The sequence below is a fragment of the Okeania sp. SIO3B5 genome, from assembly GCF_010692555.1.
In the GTDB taxonomy this organism is placed as follows: Bacteria; Cyanobacteriota; Cyanobacteriia; order Cyanobacteriales; family Microcoleaceae; genus Okeania.
The window spans coordinates 1-4,529 of record NZ_JAAHHG010000685.1; the positions used below are offsets into that span (position 1 = coordinate 1).

Here is a 4,529-nt window from a genome sequence, read left to right on the forward strand (position 1 = left end):
GGGGAGACGCGGAGAGGGAGAGACGCGGAGAGGGGGAGACGCGGAGAGGGGGAGACGCGGAGATAGGCCAACTTGACCCCCACCTCAATATTACTTTTACAGAAGAAGGCTTCATATCTGCTCGTACTACATCCACAGGAAAGGGAGGTAACATCAACATATTTGCCCCAGAAAACATAAATATTTCAGGAGAAGGCAGAATAACAGTTGAAACCACAGCCGCAGGCAACGCAGGCACCATCAACATCGAAACAGAAAACCTTACTATAGCTGAAAATACAATAATATCAGCAGCCACATCCGACAGTGGAGACGGAGGCAGCATCAATATTAACTCTAACCAAACATTCCAACTAGAAGGTCAAATCTTAACAGAAACAACAGGCACAGGAGATGGAGGAAATATCACCATCAACACGGGAGAAATGATAGCTCCAAATAGCACCATCTCTGCCAAAAGCACTGATGCCGGAAACGCAGGCGCAATAGAAATCACAGCTCAAGAAAATATCACCACAGGCATTATCCAATCTTCTGCCTCAGAATCACAAGAAACTGCTGATGGGGGTGAAATTACCATTACCAGTCAACAGGGAGAAATCAATGCTACTCAACCCATCCAATCATTTTCAGAAAAAGGTAATGCTGGAGATGTAACTCTGAGTGCGAAAACAGACGTGACTACTAATACCATCAGTTCTCACGGAGAACAACAAGGGGGTCAAATTACCATCATTACAGAAACTGGAAATATAGACACCAGCAATGGTGAATTTCTTGCCAACTATTCAGGAGGAGGCGACGGAGGTAACGTTACCCTAGAAGCACCCCAAGGCAATATTACTACCAACGACATTTATTCATTCGCCGATGCAGATGGAGGTCAAATAACCATCAAAGCGGGAGGCGATATCAACATTACAGAAGACAGTAATATTATATCAGCATCGGAACCACCAGAGCAAGAGGGAGAGCAGGGGAGCGGGGGAGTGGGGAGAGGGGGAGACGCTGAGACACGGAGAGTGGGAGACACGGAGACACGGAGAGGGGGAGACGCTGAGACACGGAGAGTGGGAGACGCTGAGACGGGGAGAGGGGGAGATATTATTCTTGAAGCAGGTAACAACATCAACACTACAACTGCCAGAATATATTCCGGTGCCAATGTTGGCGATACAGGAAAAATAGATATTATTGCGGATGGCGCAATAGAAACAGGACAAATAGACTTGGCATCTGGGTTTGTCAGAGACAGAGTAACAGTTAACGAAAACTTCACCCTCATCCCCTTACCCCAAGGAGAAGCAACCCAAGGTGTTGCCGGAAACATCACCCTCAACAGCAACAACGGCACAATAGATACCACAGGCGGAATAATAAACTCCCGTTCCCCAGATGGTTCGGGCGACATCACCCTCAATGCCAGAGAAAATATTACCACAGGCCAACTAGAAGCAAACGCCCTCAACCTAAACCAACCGACAACAGGTGGAGATGTCAGCATCACCAGTCAACAAGGACAAATTAATGTCACTCAAGCAATAAAAACATTCTCAGAAAGAGGTACAGCAGGAAATGTCAACATCAAGGCAGAAGGTTCTGTAAATATTGAAAATATTCTCTCCCAAGGAACACAACGGGGTGGAGATATTACTATAGACAGTCGCAGTGAAAACAGCATCAACGCCCAAGGAGAATTAAATACATTTTCCACAGAAGGAATAGCAGGAGATGTTAACCTCACATCCCCAGGTAGCATAACTATTAACGGCATTCGCTCAGAAGGAATGGAACAGGGAGGTACTATTACAGTAGAAAGTGAAATAGGTAATATTGATTCCGGTGGGGATATTGACTCATTTTCGGACCAAGGAATAGGAGGAAGTGTCACACTGACTGCTCTAGAAAGTGTGAATTTAGCAAATGTCTCATCTTTTGGAGCAACAGAAAGTGGGGACTTAATCATTCAAAGTCGCACAGCAACAGTGAATACAGGGAATGTTACCACAGAAGCACCAGCAGGAAGTAGTGGCAGTATTATTATCAACGGAGAAGAAGTTGGCACAGGGGACTTGAGTTCTATTGGTACAACAAGTGCAGGTGAAATAAATGTGGAAGCAACAGATGGCTCTATTACAACTTATGATATTGAAATTAGTTCTGATGGCACAATAGGAGATTTAATACTCAGGGCACCGGAAGATATTACTACGGAGGATATTAATCAAAATGCTGGAGAGGGAGATGCAAATATTAATATTGAGTCAGGAGAAGACCAAACTACAGGGGATATTAATCAAACAGCAGAGAATGATACTAACAATATTCAGATAGCAGAGGGTGACATCACTACAGGAGATATTACTCAAACTGCGGGAAATGATGCTAACAATATTCAAGTAGCAGATGGTAATCAAAATATTGGTAATGTGACTCAAACTGCGGGAAATGATGCTAACAATATTCAGATAGCAGATGGCAATCAAAATATTGGTAATGTTACTCAAACTGCGGGAAATGATGCTAACAATATTCAGATAGCAGATGGCAATCAAAATATTGGTAATGTTACTCAAATTGCGGGAAATGATGCTAACAATATTCAAGTAGCAGATGGCAATCAAAATATTGGTAATGTTACTCAAACTGCGGGAAATGATGCTAACAATATTCAGATAGCAGATGGTAATCAAAATATTGGTAATGTTGCTCAAACTGCGGGAAATGAATCTATTAATATTCAGATAGCAGATGGCAATCAAAATACAGATAATATCTCAGTAATTCCTAATAGTAATAACCAGATTATTAATCCTCCTTTTAATCAAGAAAATACTCAGGCAAATAACAATGCTAATCTGCTCAATAATTCCCCAAATAATACAACCATAAATTCTGTAGAAATCAACACATCCACTCTCACCTCAACTATTACCCCTAGCAACAATGATCAAACAAGCAATACTGCCACTGCCAAAGAACAAGTAGAAGAATCTATCAACAATATCACCGATACCCAACAAATCTTAAAAATAATTGACACTGTTAATACCAATCCTCTAACAGTCGCTACAGGTTCAAACCAAGTAGTAATGATGCTAGAAGAAAACCGTACTCAAGAATATTCAGATTACTTTGGAGAAGATTTTAACCAACAATTACTGCAGACAAAAAACGTCCGAGATATCTTAACTGATATGGCAAAAAAAACTGGAAAAGAATCAGCCGTTGTTTATATTAATGCCTATCCCGAACAATTACAAATAATACTATACACTAAATCAGGGGAGCCAATTATTAAAACTATTGCCGAAGCTAACCGCCAAAAACTTATGGAAGTTGTGATAGAATTACGGGCACATATTACAAATCCCCGACGTCGTCATACTAATAGTTATCTACCATCAGCACAACAATTATATGATTGGTTCATCGCACCTATATCCGCAGAATTAAAAGCAGCAAATATTGATACTTTACTATTTAGTATGGATGAAGGTTTACGAACTTTACCTGTGGCTGCATTACACGATGGAAAACAATTTCTCATAGAAAAATACAGTCTCAGTTTAATTCCTAGTGTGAGTTTAATGGATACTAACTATCGCCCACTTCAAGATACTCAAGTATTAGCAATGGGAGCTTCTGAATTTGTTGAACAAAACCCCTTACCAGCAGTACCTGTAGAATTAGAAAATATTGCCCAACAGTTATGGCAGGGTAATATGTTCCTCAATGAAAATTTTACTCGCGATAATCTAGTGATTCAAAGAGAGAGTTATCCTTATCCTATTATTCATTTAGCTACTCATGCTGATTTTCGCCCAGGAAAAGCTAGTAATTCTTATATTCAGTTGTGGGGAACTGAACAAATAAAGTTAGACAAAATGAGAGAACTAGGTTGGAATGAACCTGCTGTTGAGTTGTTAGTATTGTCTGCTTGTCGGACTGCCATAGGGGATAGAAATGCTGAATTAGGTTTTGCGGGGTTAGCAGTAGCAGCAGGAGTGAAGTCAGCGTTAGCTACTGTATGGTATGTGAGTGATGAGGGAACTTTAGGGTTAATGACAGAATTTTATAGTCATTTGAATGATGTCAAGATTAAGGCAGAGGCATTGAAAAAGGCACAGTTAGCAATGTTGCGAGGAGAGGTAGTTATTGTAGATGGGGAGTTAAGGGGAAGTGGAGTGCGTGGGGCAGTGGTGTTACCGTCGGCGTTAGCAAATCTGGAGAATCATAATTTATCTCATCCTTATTATTGGGCAGGGTTTACTATGGTTGGTAGTCCCTGGTAGATGGGGGTTCTTGAGGACGCGGTGAGGGGGTTTTTGAGGACGCGGAGACGGGGTTTTTGAGGACGCGGAGACGCGGAGACACGGGGACGCGGTGAGGGGGTTTTTGAGGACGCGGAGACACGGGGACATGGAGACGCGGTGAGGGGGTTTTTGAGGACGCGGAGACGCGGAGACACGGGGACGCGGTGAGGGGGTTTTTGAGGACGCGGAGACGCGGAGACACGGGGACGCGGT

1 protein-coding gene is annotated in these 4,529 nt (G+C 42.3%); it reads left to right on the forward strand.

Annotated features, from left to right (window positions below):
* On the forward strand, positions 1 to 4,295 hold a 4,295-nt coding region (locus F6K54_RS40850; RefSeq protein WP_293090182.1), incomplete at its 5' end, for a CHAT domain-containing protein.
* Positions 4,296 to 4,529: the final 234 nt, after the last annotated feature.